This window comes from Pedobacter aquatilis (genome assembly GCF_032678405.1).
GTDB lineage: Bacteria > Bacteroidota > Bacteroidia > Sphingobacteriales > Sphingobacteriaceae > Pedobacter > Pedobacter aquatilis_A.
Genome location: NZ_JAVTSJ010000001.1, coordinates 178,589 through 194,590, shown reverse-complemented (window position 1 = coordinate 194,590; position 16,002 = coordinate 178,589). Strand labels below are relative to the sequence as shown.

Sequence of the window (16,002 nt, the reverse complement as noted above, 5' to 3'; positions counted from 1 at the left end):
TTATAAGATCGTCACTCTGAATTTATTTCAGCATCTATATAAAGGGAGACTCTGAAATAAATTCAGAGTGACGAAAATAATTTATTTCTTAAAATGCTCAATAATTAGTGTTGCCAATTCTGTACCAATACGTTCTTGTGCTTCGTTTGTTGATGCACCAATGTGTGGTGTTAGAGAAATTTTAGGGTGCGTTAAAATTGCTGCAAGAGGCGTAGGTTCATTATCAAATACATCTAAACCTGCAAAAGCAACTTTACCAGAATCTATCGCTTCAATTAAAGCTGGTTCATCAATTGTTCCACCACGAGAACAATTTACAATACCCACTCCGTTTTTCATTTTAGCAAATTCTTCTGCTCCCAAAATAGGTTTATCAGCAAAAGGTGTATGTAAACTCAAGAAATCACTTCCAGAAATTACTTCATCTAAAGAAACTGTTTTTATTGGAATACTTACCGATTTACCACCTTGAAAGTCTAAAGTAATTTCAGATTCTGAAGCATATAAATCATATGCCAAAACATTCATACCCAAACCTAAAGCAACCTTAGCCGTAGCACGACCAATACGTCCGAAACCGATTATACCTATAGTCTTACCACTTAATTCAGTTCCTTTAGCATAAGCTTTTTTAAGATTATTAAATTGAGTAGAACCTTCAATTGGCATTTTTCGGTTAGCATCCTGTAAAAAACGAATGCCAGTAAATAAGTGAGAGAAAACCAATTCAGCAACAGATAATGAAGAAGCTGCTGGCGTATTCACAACAGCAACACCTTGATTACGGGCATATTCAACATCAATATTATCCATACCAACACCACCCCTACCAATTAATTTAATATTTGGAACAGCATCAATAAGCTCTTTTCTCACTTTTGTTGCACTGCGAACAGTTATGGCATCATAATTTTTTAAAGCTTCAGCTAGTTGTTCTTGTGGAATAGTTTCAGTATCAACCTGAAAACCTGCTTTTTCTAATAATTCTTTTCCGATTGGGTCAATCCCATCGTTTGCTAATATTTTAATCATTGTTATGGATGATAGCACAGTTACACTACGTTTTTAATAATTCTAATTTGCTTTTGCTTGAATTTCTTCGAATGTTTGCATCGCATCAATTAAGGCATGTACACTCGTAATTGGTAAAGCATTGTACATAGATGCACGGAAACCACCGACACTTCTATGCCCTTTTATGCCAACTATACCTTGTTCTTCTGCTAACTTTAAAAATGGTTTTTCCAATTCCGGATTCTCCATTACAAAGCAGATATTCATTCTTGAACGGTCTTCAACGGCACAAGTTCCTTTAAATAAAGGATTACGATCTATTTCTCTGTAAAGCGCTTCAGCTTTTTGCTTATTTTCTTTTTCAATTTCCGCAACACCACCTTTAGATTTTAACCAACGAAGATTTAATAAAGCTACATAAATTGAGAAAACCGGTGGCGTATTGTACATCGAACCATTATCAATATGAGCTTGATAATTTAACATCGATGGAATTTTACGGTCGATTTTACCTAAAACTTCATCCTTAACAATTGCTATTGTTAAACCCGCCGGACCAACATTTTTTTGTGCACCAGCATAAATCAAATCAAACTTCGATACATCTATTACGCGGCTCATAATATCCGAAGACATATCACAAACAACAGGAACATTAGTTGCAGGTACATCAAAAAGCTCTGTACCGTAAATCGTGTTGTTAGAAGTGTAGTGGAAATAAGCACTATCAGTCGGGATTTCGAAATCTTTAGGAATGAAAGTATAGTTTGCTTCTTTAGAAGATGCTACCACATTCACACTACCTATAAACTTTGCTTCTTTTAAAGCTTTAGTAGCCCAAACACCAGAATCTAAATAACTCGCAGTTTGTCCATCGCCCAATAAATTCATTGGCACCATAGCAAATTGCAAACTTGCACCGCCTTGTAAAAATAAAACGGAATAACCCGATGGCACGTTTAATAACTCTTTAACCAACTTTTCAGTTTCTGCAACAACTGCCTCAAACTCGGTTGTTCTGTGCGAAATCTCTAAAATCGATAATCCATCGTTAAAATCTAAAACTGCCTGTGCAGCTTGTTTAAACACTTCTTGAGGTAAAATACAAGGGCCTGCGCCAAAATTATGCTTCATCTTATTATATAAATCGTTACGGCGTAAATGTAAAATTTTTAAAGCACTAATAGGTAGAAAATCGTATCATAAAAAATTAAATTTTGTTAAAAAAAAGGCTTGAAACCCAGCTTTTGTTGCTGTTTTTGCAATTAAAACGTTTAACCTATTTTTTGCTTTTTTAAATATTTGTAAAGCGGTAAAAGCAGTCTTTAGAATTCTGCTGTCTGATCTGCCACTGCAGTGATGAATCTTTAAATTCCAGTGTTAGTTTGTTTTGTTTTTCAATTTTACAATCAGCTTTAAATTAAACTGTCTTGCTGTTAGGTAATTTGGAATCGCGTAGTGGACATTATCAACATCTTTAAGCCATAAATAGGAAACCGTATTATTGATGTTAAGCATATTAAATACCTCGAAAAAGAGAATTACAGAGCTGAAATTCTTATCCAGAAACCTGGGTTTATGTAAAGCGGCATCATCAAGAAAATCTTTCGAAAAACCTATATCAATCCTTTTGTAGGATGGTATATAGAATTTATCCATATACCTACTTGTTTGGGGCGGTCCAATTGGCAATCGTGAGCCATAAAGTGCATTAAGATGCACTTTATAAGTAGGACTGTTTAATAACCTATCTTGAAAAAAAACGGAAAAATTAAGTCTTTGATCAGTTGGCCGTTTTAAATAGCCTGGATATATAGTTTGGCCATTTTGAACATAGCTATCACCTATAATATCTTCATTAGCATGCATTACCGACATCCGGAAAAATGAAACCAAATCCTTTACAAATTCACCACCAATGCTAAAATCGGCTCCGTATGCATAACCTCTTGAAACCTCATTTGCCAGATACTTAATTCGCAAATTATCTGTTTTATAAGGAATAAGCCTATCTGAATATTTAAAATAAGCTTCTGAAGTAAATTTTAACCTGGTACCAAAAGCATCAAATGCATAATCATAACCAATGGAAGTATTATAAGAACTTTGTGCTTTTTGGTTTATATTTAAGTTACCTGTAAAATCGCGAATGGTACGGTATGAGGGAGGTTGTTTATAAACACCGGCAGTGAACCTTAAGATTTTATTATTGGAATTTGGTCTGTAGGCAATTAGTATGCGAGGACTAATTAATAGTTGCTTACTTAAAGAATTATATGTTGTTCGGGCACCAAGTTGAAGTTCAGCATGACTTGAAAGTGAATAACTATCCTGAATGTAAGCACTATAATTTTTGATGTCGATATTATTTGCTACATTAATTACATTTTGGAACACAATACCTTTAGTATTTCCGGGCAAAATATATCCGGCAGAATCGGTATAATTATATTCATTTAAACGGTCGTTATATCTTGATTGATCAAATTTCAAACCCCACGAAAATACATGGTTATTAAAGTTCTGGTCTGCTTTAATTTCGGAAGCGAAAATTTCTGTATTTAAACTATTTCGTCCATAATTATAATAACTGCCAATGCCTCGGTTTTTAGTAATTGGGCCGAAATTACCTGTTGAAAAAGTGTTGTCAACTTCTTTGAAAATATAGCTTCCATCAATATCAAAACGCTCCCTTTCAGTGGTGTTAAAATAGCTGTTAATGAATTTGATTGTTAGATTCGGTTTTGGAACATAGGTAGCGGTAACAGCTGTACCTAAAGTTTGGTAATCGTCAATCTCTTGGCCCTGATAATCAACATCTAGGCGTAAGGTAGTGTTTAATGTTCCAAATTGCGTTTCTCTATTCGTTGGAACAAGCTTAAATTGCCCCATATTCAAATTACCTAAAACACTGACGTTAAACTTTGGTGAGAACTCATATTGGTACATCAGCTGTATATCACCAAAGTTTGGACTGTAACTCCCCTTTTCATCTTGCTTAATCAGCACGTTTGAATTGTTTTTGTACCTCAAACCAGCAAGCAGAAAGCTTTTTTTCGAAACATTCTTAACAGTAAACGAGGTATTTAATAGACTTGTACTTAAAATAGTTTGATTGCTGTCAGGTTTATCATATTTGATATCCAGTACCGAAGAAAGTTTATCACCATATCTGGCTTCAAAGCCACCAGCAGAAAATTTAGCTTTACTAACAAGTTCGGTATTAATAAAACTCAAACCTTCTTGTTGCCCATTTCTGATGAGTACCGGCCTGTTAATTTCAACATCATTGATGTAAATTAAATTTTCATCGAAATTCCCACCCCTGACACTATATTGAGCACTAAGTTCATTATTGGTTGAAACGCCTGGCAATGTTTTAAGCATGGTTTCAAAGTTTCCGGAAACCAATGGCATAGCGGCTATGTCAGCAATATTAATTGTTGTGGTATTACTCAGCTGATTTTGCTTATTTGTAATGTTAACCTGTTCAAGTTCATTAATGTTGGGCATTAAATTTACATTTTGTATTATCCTGGCTCCAGAACGCTCGTTTAATTTTAATGTTTGCTGCTGGTAGCCAAGTAAGGTATATTTAATACTGAAGTTTTTTGTTTTAGAATAGATCGTATAAACACCAAATTCATCAGTAACGGTAGATTGTCCCTGGCCTAAAACAAAAACAGTAACCTGTGGTAATGGTAACTTTTCCTCATTATAAACTACTCCGGATACCCTAACTAATGGCTGGGCTGCAGCAAAACTACAGGCAGCAATCAGAAAAAAAAGGATTAGCCGGAATTTGAGCATTTTTTAATATCAAGATAAATGATAATGTAGCAAGCCTTTCAGGCTATTAGATACCCTGACAATTTAATCAATTCTACAGTTAGATAATTAAATTATTTACGGTCAGATTTTTCATCTTTGAAATTGTTTCAGTGGGATTTTCAGAAGCAAAAATGGCATTTCCTGCCACAAAAGCATGAACGCCTGCTGATGATAGGGCAGCAACATTTTCTAAACTAACGCCACCATCTACCTGAATAATCAATTCTTCATTTCGGCCATGAATTAAATGTTTCAAATCGCCTATTTTCTTATAAGTGTTATGGATAAATTGTTGGCCTCCGAAACCAGGGTTAACAGACATAATGAGAACCAAATCTAAATCTTCAATAATGTCATCTAATAGCGAAACCGGCGTGTGTGGGTTTAGTGCAACGCCAACTTTTACGCCTAAATCTTTTATAGCATTTACCGTTCTGTGTAAATGTTTGTTTTCTTCCAGATGTACGGTTATTCGATCTGCACCAAGTTTGGCAAATTGTGCGATGAAACGTTCTGGTTTAACAATCATTAAGTGCGCATCAATTATCTTCTGCGTTAATGGTCTTATTGCTGAGAGAATAGGGAAACCAAATGAGATATTTGGAACGAAAGCACCGTCCATCACATCGAAATGAATCCAGTCAGCCTCACTGTTATTAATCATTTCAATATCACGTTGTAAATTGCCGAAATCGGCTGAAAGTATAGATGGTGCAATAATGTGTTTCATTTTTAATAAGGTTTCCCCGATATGATCATCAATAACGGGTGTAATAATACAATTTTACGAATACGGCAAGTTACAAAATCATTGCTAAACATAATAGCCTGCAATAAAAAACCCTTCCAGTAAAACTGAAAGGGTTTAAGTATCTTAAAGTCCTTTTTAAGGGAATTTAAGGATTAAGCTTGTGGCGCTGCCGGCTTTTCTGGCTTAGGTAATAACACTTTACGCGAAAGTTTCATTTTACCTTGTTTATCTACGTCTAATAATTTAACCTCGATTTTATCACCTTCTTTTAATACACCATCCATGGTTTCTAAACGTTGCCATGAAATTTCTGAAATGTGTAATAAACCATCTTTACCTGGCATAATCTCAACAAATGCACCAAATGGCATAATTGATTTCACTTTACCCTGGTAAACTTCACCGATTTCCGGTTTAGCAACGATCGCACGAATTCTTGAAACAGCTGCATCAATCGAAGCTTTGTTATCTGCGAAAATTTCAACGTTACCTTTACCATCTACTTCTTCAATCGAAATAGTAGCACCGGTTTCACGTTGCATTTCCTGGATAATTTTACCACCTGGGCCAATTACTGCGCCAATGAATTCTTTATCGATAACTAAAGAAACAATGCGTGGAGCATGCGGTTTATAATCTTCATTAGGCTGGCTAATCGTTTTCTTCATCTCGTTTAAGATGTGTAAACGACCATCCTTAGCCTGTAATAAAGCTTTAGTTAAAACCTCGTATGATAAACCATTGATTTTTAAGTCCATCTGGCAAGCAACAATACCATTTTCTGTACCGGTTACTTTAAAGTCCATATCACCTAAATGATCCTCATCACCTAAAATATCCGAAAGAATTGCGTATTTACCTGTATTCTCGTCTGTAATTAAACCCATTGCAATACCTGAAACCGGAGCTTTGATTTTAATACCGGCATCCATTAATGCTAAGGTACCTGCACAAACTGTGGCCATTGATGAAGAACCGTTTGATTCTAAAATATCAGATACAACACGGATTGTATATGGGTTTTCAGCACCTTCTGGTAATACTTTTTTCAAAGAGCGTTGTGCTAAGTTACCGTGACCGATTTCGCGGCGACCAGCACCTCTGTTTGGTCTAACCTCTCCTGTTGAGAAACCTGGGAAGTTATAGTGTAATAAGAATTTCTGGTAACCGTTGAAGAAAGCACCATCAATCATTTGCTCATCATCTTTGCTACCTAAGGTAACTGTAGTTAATGATTGTGTTTCACCACGGGTAAATACAGCAGAACCATGTGCTGCTGGTAAATAACCAACTTCACTCCAGATTGGACGGATTTGAGTAGTTGAACGACCATCTAAACGGATGCCTTCATCTAATAATAAATTACGAACAGCATCATACTGAACATCATGATAGTAATGTTTAGCCATAGCCTTTGTCAAATCAGCAGTATCTTCAGGCATTGCCTCAAAGAATTCGTTGATGATTGCAGTAAAGCCTTCAGCACGCTCATCTTTAGTTGAACCCGATTTTGCTACTGCATAAACTTTATCATAAGTATCAGCATAAACCTTTGCTTTTAAGTCAGCATCGTGGTCTTCGTGGCTATATTCGCGTTTTACAGTTTTACCTGTAGCTTCAGTTAATTCTAATTGTACAGCACATTGTTTTTTAATTGCCTCATGAGCAAATTTCAATGCCTCTACCATTTCTTCTTCCTGAATCTCGTCGCACTCACCTTCAACCATGCAAATATCGTTAGCCGAACCAGCAACCATAAATTCTAAAGTTGCACGCTCTAAATCGCTTGCATATGGATTGATAACCAGCTTACCATCAATTTTAGCTACACGAACTTCAGAAATCGGACCGTTAAAAGGAATATCAGAAACTGCCAATGCAGCTGATGCTGCCAAACCTGCCAAACAATCTGGCATAATATTTTTATCAGCAGATATTAATGAAATCATCACTTGTGTGTCGGAGTGATAATCACTTGGGAATTGTGGACGTAAAGCTCTGTCAACTAAACGTGAAATTAATACCTCGTAATCAGATAATCTGGCCTCACGACGTAAGAAACCACCTGGGATACGACCAGTTGCCGCATATTTTTCTTGATAATCAACCGATAATGGTAAAAAATCAGTACCTGGTTTAGCGCCTACAGTAGATACAACCGTTGCTAACAACATGGTATCGCCCATTTTCACTACTACCGAACCATCAGCTTGCTTAGCTAATTTACCAGTTTCAATTTCTACAATTCTGCCATCGCCCAAATCGAACGATTTTTTTATTACATTCATTTAAATAGAATTATGGTGTGTTTTCCTCTTTCTACACACCGTTGTTTATATATGTATTTGTTTTTGCAAACGAAGATAGGATTAAAAAAGCCTATCTAACATAAATCCTGTTAAAAATATTTAACTGGAAAGTAAAAAGCCATTCTTTACAGAATGGCTCTTGTTGATAAAATTCGCTTATTTTTGTTTAATGATATCACGAAGCGATAAAGCTTTGATGATAGCACGGTAGCGCTCAATATCTTTTTTGTATAGGTAAGCTAAAATACCGCGACGTTTACCTACTAATTTTTGAAGTGATAACTGTGTAGAGAAATCTTTACGATTTTTCTTTAAGTGTTCTGTTAAGTGCGCAATACGGTATGTGAATAACGCTACCTGACCTTCAGCAGAACCAGTGTTGGTTTCTACTTCGCCGTGTTGTTTAAAGATTTCGGCTTTCTTTTCTGGACTTAAATACATTCTTGAATAATATTAAAGCAATAAAAAATTAATTAATTGAGCCGCAAAGATAAAGCTATTTTTAAATATTAGCAAGTGTAATTTGTATATGGATTTTTTACGTTAATCGCTTGATTATTTGGAAAACAAGGTTCAGTTTTTATTGGGTGCAACCCACCCGCCCTCGCTACAATCTTTTTAAAAACTGCTGTCATTCCGAAATACGAAGAATCTGTTTCAACGGTGGCAGATTCTTCGTACCTCAGAATGACAACATATTTAAGTTTGCTGCAATTTTAAAAGTATTTCCACTAAGTCGGGTTTACTAAATTTAAGATTGTGCAAGAAACTTAGTTTTTCCTCATAATCGTTCAGATAAAACAAATACCTTACTTTTGCATAAAATAGTTACCCTTTGGAAAAGAATCAATTTAGCATTTTCGAAAGCGAATTACGTGTCCGCCCTGATGATATCGACATGTTTAACCATGTACATAACAGTAAGTACCTCGATTATGTACTTGCTGCCCGTTATGAGCAAATGGAAAAGTTCTACAATATGCCTTGGGAGCATTTTACCAAACTAGGTTTAGGCTGGGTAGTGAGCAAGGTAGAAATTAATTTTAAAAGGCCACTTTTAATGAACGATTTAATGCTGATCAGGACTGGTATTTTAACAATGAACGATAAAGGTTGCTCCGTTCAGTTCGAAATTATCAATAAAAAAACGGGTAAAGTAGCTTCTGATGGGATTTTTGATTACGTTTTAATTGATCTGAATACCAGCCGTGGAACAAAGGTAACTGAAGAGATGATAAAGGCTTATAGCATATAGTAATAACGTCTTCACTTGCAGATTATTCACAGTGTTCAGAATGACAAAGTCTGAAATCAATAATCCAGCTCAATTCCGTGTCTTCTGTATTTCCGTGACTTAAATGAGCAAAAACTAATCAAAACCTTAAAAATCAGTCATTAAAATTTGACAATATAAAATTTTATCTATCTTTGTTCCATCAAAAAGAACAGAACCATGATAGTATCTGCAATCCGTTTGAGGTTTTAATCACCAAGGATTCTCTCCCCATTTCAATTTAGATATGTGCAGTTTTGTTGCACGTCTTTTGGTTCATTCATTACATTTTATAATTACATTAATATATGTCACAGTCAACAAAGACACAGGGCAAACTATCTTCTTTTTTCGAACTGCTTTTACAATCAATAAAAGGTCATGAAGTAGACTTAACTTCGATAAGTATTAAGAGAGCTATAATTTTATTAGCGATTCCTATGATGCTTGAGATGGCTATGGAATCGGTTTTTGCTTTAGTCGACTTATACTTCGTCGGTCATTTAGAAAACAGTAGCCACGCCATACAAACCGTTGGTTTAACGGAATCAGTTTTAACTATTATTTATTCATTAGCCATTGGCTTAAGCATGGCCGCTACAGCCGTTGTAGCAAGACGAATTGGCGAAAAAAATCCTGAGGCCGCCTCGAAAGCTGGCATGCAAACCATCGTAATTGCCGTTGCAATTAACATTTTAATAAGTATTGCAGGGTTAATTTATGCCAGGGATATTTTGCTGTTAATGGGGGCCTCTACTGAAACGGCTAACCATGGCGTAACTTTCGTGCGTATAATGATGGGTGGAAGCATCATCATTGTTTTACTCTTCTTAATCAACGGTATTTTTAGGGGTGCTGGGAATGCGGCAATAGCCATGAGAAGTTTATGGATTGCCAATATTGCCAACATCATCCTCTGCCCTGTTTTTATAAATGGTTTTGGGCCGATACCTGCTTTCGGTTTAACTGGTGCCGCAATTGCTACAACCATCGGTCGTGGATTAGGTGTTACTTATCAGCTTTATAACTTATTTAATGGGAAAAATATCCTGAAAATAAAAATCAAGCATTTCATACCTGATTTAGAACAGATAAAAGCCATTATTAAAATTGCAGCTCCAGCTATTTTTCAATTTGTAATAGCAAGCTGTAGTTGGGTGTTTTTAGCCGAGTTAGTTGCCACTACGGGCGGTGATGAAGGTTCGGCTGGCTATCAGACGGCATTGCGCCTGATGATGTTTTTCATGTTGCCGGCCTGGGGTTTAAGTAATGCAGCAGCTACCTTGGTAGGACAAAATTTAGGCGCAGGACATATTGATAGGGCAGAAAAATCAGTATTTCAAACATTAAAGTACATAATAGTATTTATGGCTACCGTGAGTGTCGTGTTTTTAACTTGCGGTCATCTGTTTGCTTCGTTTTTTACTGCTAACGAACAGGTAATTACAATTGCGGGCCGTGCTTTAAAAATCTTGAGTATTGGCTTTGTTATCTATGGCTCAGCAATGGTATTTAGTAGTGCCTTTAATGGTGCTGGCGACACCTGGACACCTACTAAAATTAATGTTTTTGCTTTCTGGTTGTTTCAAATTCCATTCGCTTACTTTTTAGCAAAATATTTAAATATGGGGCCCACTGGTGTTTTTATAGCCATTCCAACGGCAGAAGCTGGAATTGCGATTGCTGCATTTATCTTATTTAAAAAGGGTAATTGGAAGAAAACCAAAGTTTAGTTGTTGCTTGCCACAGAAACACGGATTTACACGGAATTGGTTTTTTTAATTATTTAACTTCAGTGATTTCAGTGTTTCCGTGGCAAAATTAATTTAAGGGATTAGAAAGGAAATGTTCAGAAGAACTTCAGTATTATTTTAAACAAACCTGATTGCAGTGAAAATACTTTTTGTTCAGCTGCAAAAAATAGGTTGCCGCGTCGTTCCTCCTCGCAATAACGAAAATTTTGAATACAACATAACCCCAAAAAGATTGCAACGGAAAGCAGGACTGTTGTAGCCGAAATGCTACTACTTTTGTTTTTCAAAATACTAAAAAATGATGCCGTTTTACGCTGAATTTTCCACATTACAAATTCCATTAAAAAACATATCTTTGCGCAAAGATGAAGCATATACGTAATTTTTGCATTATTGCACATATTGACCATGGTAAAAGTACTTTGGCTGATAGGTTATTAGAATATACAGCGACGATTTCGCAGCGTGAGGCGCAGGCGCAATTGCTCGATAACATGGATTTGGAGCGTGAGCGAGGCATTACAATTAAAAGTCATGCCATACAAATGAACTATAAGGTTGGTGGCGAAGAATATGTTTTCAACTTAATTGACACTCCCGGACACGTAGATTTTTCGTACGAGGTTTCGCGTTCAATTGCTGCTTGTGAAGGTGCATTATTAATTGTTGATGCTTCTCAGGGTATTCAGGCGCAAACCATCTCTAACTTGTATTTGGCATTGGAGCACGATCTTGAGATTATTCCGATTTTAAATAAAATGGACTTGCCAGGAGCTATGCCTGAAGAGGTTAAAGACCAGATTATTGATTTAATCGGTTGCGATCGTGATGATATTATTCCTGCTTCTGGTAAAACCGGGATGGGAATTCCTGAAATTTTACAAGCTATTGTTGACCGGGTTCCTGCTCCTGTTGGTGATACTGAGGCTCCGTTGCAAGCCTTGATTTTCGACTCTGTTTTCAATTCCTTCAGAGGAATTATTGCTTATTATAAGGTAGTGAACGGCGAAATCAAAAAAGGCGATAAGGTAAAATTTATTAATACCGGTAAAGAATATCTGGCTGATGAGGTTGGTATTTTGAAACTGGATATGGCTCCGCGTAACGTGGTTAAAACCGGCGATGTGGGCTACATTATTTCCGGAATTAAAGAAGCACGTGAAGTTAAAGTTGGTGATACGATAACAACAGTTGGCAGGCCGGCAGAAGGCGCTATTCAAGGATTTGAAGAAGTTAAGCCAATGGTATTTGCCGGTATTTATCCGGTTGATACAGAGGATTTCGAAGAGCTTCGTGAAGCGATGCACAAGTTGCAGTTAAATGATGCTTCTATCGTTTTTGAACCTGAGAGTTCTGCCGCCTTAGGTTTTGGTTTCCGTTGTGGTTTCTTAGGGATGCTGCACATGGAGATTATCCAGGAGCGTTTAGAACGTGAGTTCGACATGACTGTAATTACAACTGTACCCAACGTATCGTATGTTGCACATACTACAAAAGGCGTTGAAATTACGGTAAATAACCCATCTGATTTACCAGATCCAAGTAAATTAGACTCAGTTGAGGAGCCTTTTATTAAGGCAAATATTATTACAAAAGCGGAGTTCGTTGGTCCGGTAATGTCGCTTTGTATTCAAAAGCGTGGTATTATTGTTAATCAATCTTACTTAACATCCGATCGTGTTGAATTGGTTTTTGAAATGCCAATGGGTGAAATTGTATTCGATTTTTATGATAAACTGAAAACCATTTCTAAAGGTTACGCTTCTTTTGATTACCATCAGGTTGGTTATCGCAAATCGGATTTAGTTCGTTTGGATATGCTAATTAACGAGGAGCCTGTTGATGCGCTATCTTCATTAATTCACCGTAGTAATGCTTACGATTTTGGAAAGAAGATTTGCGAGAAACTGAAAGAATTAATCCCACGCCAACAATTCGAGATTAAAATACAAGCTTCAATCGGTGCTAAAGTTATTGCCCGCGAAACATTGAGTGCGCTACGTAAAGATGTAACTGCGAAGTGTTATGGTGGTGATATTTCCCGTAAGCGTAAGTTATTGGAGAAACAGAAAAAAGGTAAAAAACGCATGCGCCAAGTAGGTAACGTAGAAATCCCGCAATCTGCATTTATGGCTGTGTTGAAATTAGATTAAAAATAGAATCAAGATACAAGTATCAGGTATCAAGATTTGAAACAATCAGTTAATATAATTATAATTTCAGTGGGTATTAAAGCAGTCTTTTTGGTCTTGCTACTTGATACCTACTACTCGATACTTTAAACATGAAATTATTAGACGGTAAATACGTATCAGAAAAAGTTAAGATTCAGATTGCTGAAGAGGCTGCTGAATTTCTCAATAAAACAGGTAGAAAACCTCATTTAGTTGCTATTTTAGTTGGTAATGATGGTGGAAGTGAAACCTATGTAGCCAGTAAAATGAAAAACTGCGAAAAAGTAGGTTTTAAATCTTCGCTTCACCGGTATGATAATTCAGTTACTGAAGCTGAATTACTGGCTAAAATTGAAGAAATTAACCAGGATGATGATGTTGATGGATTAATTGTTCAATTACCTTTACCAAAACACATCGATCCGGAAAAAGTTACTGAAAAAATCGATTACCGTAAAGATGTTGATGGTTTCCATCCGGTTAATTTAGGTCGGATGATGCGTAATTTACCATGTTTCATTCCAGCAACCCCTTATGGTATTATGCTGATGCTTGAAGAGTATAAAATTGATACAGCAGGAATGCATTGTGTTGTGGTTGGCAGGAGTAATATTGTTGGTAGCCCAATGAGTATCTTAATGGCCCGTAATGCTACTCCAGGGAATTGTACCGTTACGCTTACACATTCACGCACTAAAGATTTAAAAGAACAGGTTTTACAAGCTGATATTATTATTGCTGCAATTGGTAAAAAGAACTTCATTACAGCGGATATGGTTAAACCTGGTGCAATAATTATAGATGTTGGAATTAACCGTGAAACTTCAACTGAAACTAAATCCGGTTTTAAACTTTACGGTGATGTTGATTTTGAAAATGTTGCACCAGTATCATCTTACATAACACCAGTTCCTGGTGGTGTTGGTTTAATGACTATTGTAGGTTTATTAAAAAATACCTTAGCATCGGCCAGAAAAGAGATTTATAATTAGGTTTAAAGATAAAAGTTTAAATACTGAAGCAACCCAAAATCTGAGTTGCTTTTTTTGTACGTATTTATTTTTTGTTTAATACGTATTTATTATATTTGTTTTATAAAGACAATGTTATGGATTCGAAACTCACTTTAAGCTTTAATAAGGATGTTGTTACAAAAGCTAAAAAATATGCTGCTGATAATAACATTAGTTTATCGCGTTTAATTGAACATCTATTGGTTCAGGTAACTTCTAGTGATTACAAATCATTAGAAGATTATCCTATTTCTGATTGGGTAAGTATGGTTGCCGAGGGTGAAATGGAATATAAAAAAACAGTTAAACCTGGTCGTAAAGCATTAAAAGATGAATACTTTTCATCAAAAAAGTAGCTGATGAAGATTTTTTTAGATGCAAATGTTCTCGTTTCTGTGCTGAATAAAGAATATCCACTATTTACATATTCATCAAGAATTTTGAGTTTGGCCTCACATCCCAAATTTGAAGTTTACACCTCACCTCTTTGTTTAGCTATAGCATTTTACTTTGCTGAAAAGAAACATAAAGCACAACTTGCCAGGCAAAAAATAGATTTGCTGTGTCAGCACATTAAAATAGCGCCAAATTCTTCAAAAAGTGTGTTCGATACCCTATCAAATAAATCAATTTTAGATTTTGAGGATGGTTTAGAATATTACGCAGCAGAATCAGCTGATTGCAAATGCATTATCACAGAAGACATTGAAGATTTTTATTTCGCTGATATTGAGGTATTAAATTGCCAGACGTTTTTTAAAAGGCATTTACTTAATTAATACAAGAGATTAAGTTTATCCCCAAAGTTTACTCCACCAACTTTCCTCAAAACCGATATACAATCCATCCTCTCGTATTTCTGTAGGATAAATATTGATATAATCTCCCTGCCCCTCTGCTCCTCTGCCAGTTTCAAGACTGTAGGCATAACGATGAATCGGACAAATCAAATGGCCATTTTTACACCAGCCGCCAGAAAAATGCCCACCTGCATGAGGGCAATATGATTGAGTAGCTATTATTTTCTCCTCATTATTAATAATACAAAGCTGTTTCCCGTTGACTTCAATTGTTTTAATTGAATCCTTAACAGGTAGCTGAACTTTATTTAAGGCTTTAAACCACTTCATTTGGCTAAAATAAGTATTTAAATATCAGTCTTATTTCATCTTTACATTAATTTTTAAAAGAGGAATGCTTACACCATATTTTTTTAAGATATTTGCAACCTCAAAAATGAAACAAGACATACCAGAAGACGGCACATTACTTCCTTTAATGGAAGAATTTTACACAATTCAAGGCGAAGGATTTAATACTGGCAAGGCGGCATATTTTATTCGTTTAGGTGGATGTGATGTGGGCTGTCATTGGTGTGATGTTAAGGAAAGTTGGGATGCGGAAATGCATCCATTAACACCTTCAGATGTAATCGTTGAAAACGCAGCTAAATACCCGGGCAAGGCGGTTGTAATTACAGGTGGCGAGCCCTTAATTTATAATCTTGATTATTTAACAAATAAGCTTAAAGCACAGGGAATTTTAACTTTCATAGAAACTTCCGGAGCTTATCCGCTCTCAGGAAACTGGGATTGGATTTGCCTTTCGCCTAAAAAGTTCAAAGCACCAAGGCCTGATATAACGCCTTTTGCTAACGAGTTAAAGGTTATCGTATTTAACAAAAGTGATTTTAAATGGGCAGAGGAATACGCTGCAATGGTATCTGCTACCTGTAAATTGTATCTTCAGCCCGAGTGGTCTAAATCAAAAGAAATTACCCCAATGATAATTGATTATGTAATGGCCAACCCAAAGTGGGAAATCTCTTTGCAAACACATAAATTTTTAAATATTCCATAAATAAATTACATTAGCTTTGATCA

At 35.9% G+C, this 16,002-nt stretch carries 14 protein-coding genes; 7 read left to right on the top strand and 7 right to left on the bottom strand.

Annotation, left to right across the window (positions count from 1 at the left end):
• Positions 1-81: 81 nt before the first annotated feature.
• From R2R71_RS00830 to rpsO, 6 genes are all read right to left on the bottom strand, one after another.
• Entirely contained in the window at positions 82-1,032 is a 951-nt protein-coding gene (locus R2R71_RS00830) for a D-2-hydroxyacid dehydrogenase (RefSeq protein WP_316829339.1), read from the bottom strand.
• A 42-nt stretch (positions 1,033-1,074) separates the two neighbouring features.
• A complete protein-coding gene (serC, locus tag R2R71_RS00825; RefSeq protein ID WP_316829338.1) occupies positions 1,075-2,148 on the bottom strand; it encodes a 3-phosphoserine/phosphohydroxythreonine transaminase in 1,074 nt (357 codons plus the stop codon).
• Positions 2,149-2,394: 246 nt separating this feature from the next.
• Positions 2,395-4,824 (bottom strand): carboxypeptidase-like regulatory domain-containing protein, encoded by a 2,430-nt coding sequence (locus R2R71_RS00820; protein ID WP_316829337.1) that lies wholly within the window; start codon positions 4,822-4,824, stop codon positions 2,395-2,397.
• 79 nt (positions 4,825-4,903) lie between these two features.
• On the bottom strand, positions 4,904-5,575 hold the full coding sequence (rpe, locus tag R2R71_RS00815) for a ribulose-phosphate 3-epimerase (RefSeq protein WP_316829336.1): 672 nt from the start codon (positions 5,573-5,575) through the stop codon (positions 4,904-4,906).
• Positions 5,576-5,748: 173 nt separating this feature from the next.
• Positions 5,749-7,884, bottom strand: a complete 2,136-nt coding sequence (pnp, locus tag R2R71_RS00810) for a polyribonucleotide nucleotidyltransferase (RefSeq protein ID WP_316829335.1) — start codon at positions 7,882-7,884, stop codon at positions 5,749-5,751.
• A 177-nt stretch (positions 7,885-8,061) separates the two neighbouring features.
• The gene (gene rpsO, locus R2R71_RS00805; RefSeq protein ID WP_025146265.1) at positions 8,062-8,346 is read right to left on the bottom strand and encodes a 30S ribosomal protein S15; all 285 of its coding nucleotides are present in this window, start codon (positions 8,344-8,346) and stop codon (positions 8,062-8,064) included.
• 394 nt (positions 8,347-8,740) lie between these two features.
• Between rpsO and R2R71_RS00800 the strand changes: the two genes are divergently transcribed.
• The 6 genes from R2R71_RS00800 to R2R71_RS00775 all read left to right on the top strand — a co-directional run bounded on the left by R2R71_RS00800 (position 8,741) and on the right by R2R71_RS00775 (position 14,898).
• Positions 8,741-9,160 carry an acyl-CoA thioesterase gene (locus R2R71_RS00800; protein ID WP_316829334.1) on the top strand — a complete coding sequence of 140 codons (420 nt, stop codon included), beginning with the start codon at positions 8,741-8,743 and terminating at the stop codon, positions 9,158-9,160.
• Positions 9,161-9,486: 326 nt separating this feature from the next.
• Positions 9,487-10,911 (top strand): MATE family efflux transporter, encoded by a 1,425-nt coding sequence (locus tag R2R71_RS00795; RefSeq protein ID WP_316829333.1) that lies wholly within the window; start codon positions 9,487-9,489, stop codon positions 10,909-10,911.
• Positions 10,912-11,297: 386 nt separating this feature from the next.
• A complete protein-coding gene (lepA, locus tag R2R71_RS00790) occupies positions 11,298-13,085 on the top strand; it encodes a translation elongation factor 4 (protein WP_316829332.1) in 1,788 nt (595 codons plus the stop codon).
• Between the two features lie 131 nt (positions 13,086-13,216).
• Complete coding sequence (locus tag R2R71_RS00785; protein ID WP_316829331.1) at positions 13,217-14,098, top strand: bifunctional 5,10-methylenetetrahydrofolate dehydrogenase/5,10-methenyltetrahydrofolate cyclohydrolase; 882 nt, start codon at positions 13,217-13,219, stop codon at positions 14,096-14,098.
• Positions 14,099-14,214: 116 nt separating this feature from the next.
• Positions 14,215-14,475, top strand: coding sequence for a DUF6364 family protein (locus R2R71_RS00780; protein WP_316829330.1), 261 nt, complete (start codon positions 14,215-14,217; stop codon positions 14,473-14,475).
• Between the two features lie 3 nt (positions 14,476-14,478).
• The gene (locus R2R71_RS00775) at positions 14,479-14,898 is read left to right on the top strand and encodes a PIN domain-containing protein (protein WP_316829329.1); all 420 of its coding nucleotides are present in this window, start codon (positions 14,479-14,481) and stop codon (positions 14,896-14,898) included.
• 15 nt (positions 14,899-14,913) lie between these two features.
• Here R2R71_RS00775 and R2R71_RS00770 read toward each other — a convergent pair whose 3' ends face one another.
• A complete protein-coding gene (locus R2R71_RS00770; RefSeq protein ID WP_316829328.1) occupies positions 14,914-15,249 on the bottom strand; it encodes a Rieske (2Fe-2S) protein in 336 nt (111 codons plus the stop codon).
• Positions 15,250-15,355: 106 nt separating this feature from the next.
• On the opposite strand from R2R71_RS00770, the gene R2R71_RS00765 reads away from it, so the two are divergent.
• Positions 15,356-15,979 (top strand): 7-carboxy-7-deazaguanine synthase QueE, encoded by a 624-nt coding sequence (locus tag R2R71_RS00765; protein ID WP_316829327.1) that lies wholly within the window; start codon positions 15,356-15,358, stop codon positions 15,977-15,979.
• Positions 15,980-16,002 lie beyond the last annotated feature (23 nt).

Bases quoted from the DNA above. Each gene is read 5' to 3' on its own strand.
- R2R71_RS00830 (WP_316829339.1), bottom strand. From the start codon at position 1,032: ATGATTAAAATATTAGCAAACGATGGGATTGACCCAATCGGAAAAGAA.
- serC (WP_316829338.1), bottom strand. From the start codon at position 2,148: ATGAAGCATAATTTTGGCGCAGGCCCTTGTATTTTACCTCAAGAAGTG.
- R2R71_RS00820 (WP_316829337.1), bottom strand. From the start codon at position 4,824: ATGCTCAAATTCCGGCTAATCCTTTTTTTTCTGATTGCTGCCTGTAGT.
- rpe (WP_316829336.1), bottom strand. From the start codon at position 5,575: ATGAAACACATTATTGCACCATCTATACTTTCAGCCGATTTCGGCAAT.
- pnp (WP_316829335.1), bottom strand. From the start codon at position 7,884: ATGAATGTAATAAAAAAATCGTTCGATTTGGGCGATGGCAGAATTGTA.
- rpsO (WP_025146265.1), bottom strand. From the start codon at position 8,346: ATGTATTTAAGTCCAGAAAAGAAAGCCGAAATCTTTAAACAACACGGC.
- R2R71_RS00795 (WP_316829333.1), top strand. From the start codon at position 9,487: ATGTCACAGTCAACAAAGACACAGGGCAAACTATCTTCTTTTTTCGAA.
- lepA (WP_316829332.1), top strand. From the start codon at position 11,298: ATGAAGCATATACGTAATTTTTGCATTATTGCACATATTGACCATGGT.
- R2R71_RS00785 (WP_316829331.1), top strand. From the start codon at position 13,217: ATGAAATTATTAGACGGTAAATACGTATCAGAAAAAGTTAAGATTCAG.
- R2R71_RS00780 (WP_316829330.1), top strand. From the start codon at position 14,215: ATGGATTCGAAACTCACTTTAAGCTTTAATAAGGATGTTGTTACAAAA.
- R2R71_RS00775 (WP_316829329.1), top strand. From the start codon at position 14,479: ATGAAGATTTTTTTAGATGCAAATGTTCTCGTTTCTGTGCTGAATAAA.
- R2R71_RS00770 (WP_316829328.1), bottom strand. From the start codon at position 15,249: ATGAAGTGGTTTAAAGCCTTAAATAAAGTTCAGCTACCTGTTAAGGAT.
- R2R71_RS00765 (WP_316829327.1), top strand. From the start codon at position 15,356: ATGAAACAAGACATACCAGAAGACGGCACATTACTTCCTTTAATGGAA.